Below are 409 nucleotides of genomic sequence, written 5' to 3'. Positions count from 1 at the left end.
CTTCTCGACAGACCTTCACTCAATGGGGCAATACATCCAGGAAGGACGTCGTGATTTGTTCGAGACGGTCATCCGTGTCACGAACCCGTCACGAGATGAACGTGCCCGAAGATGCGCAAGACCTTGATGGCTTAAACTTCCTTGCTGGCGAAACGATTCAATTCGTAAACGATAAGGCAGCTGAAGGAACGCTTCTCGCCCACACGGACGGAAACGTACCAAACCTCGTCGTCGAATTGCCAGAGTTGACGCCGTACCATCTCGGTTACTTGTTCTACTTCTTCGAGAAGGCGTGCGCGATGAGCGGATACATCCTTGGGGTGAACCCGTTCAACCAACCAGGTGTTGAAGCGTATAAAGCAAATATGTTCGCCTTGCTCGGGAAACCAGGTTATGAAGAACAAAAAGC

Annotated in this window: 1 pseudogene; it reads left to right on the top strand. The window is 50.9% G+C overall.

What is annotated here, in order from left to right:
* Nucleotides 1-95: 95 nt before the first annotated feature.
* A pseudogene (locus WCE05_RS26265) lies at nucleotides 96-409 on the top strand (glucose-6-phosphate isomerase); the annotation flags it as partial.

Origin of the sequence: Pseudomonas sp. I2 (genome assembly GCF_040984075.1) — a bacterium.
In the GTDB taxonomy this organism is placed as follows: Bacteria; Pseudomonadota; Gammaproteobacteria; order Pseudomonadales; family Pseudomonadaceae; genus Aquipseudomonas; species Aquipseudomonas guariconensis_B.
This window is presented reverse-complemented; position numbering and strand designations above follow the sequence as displayed.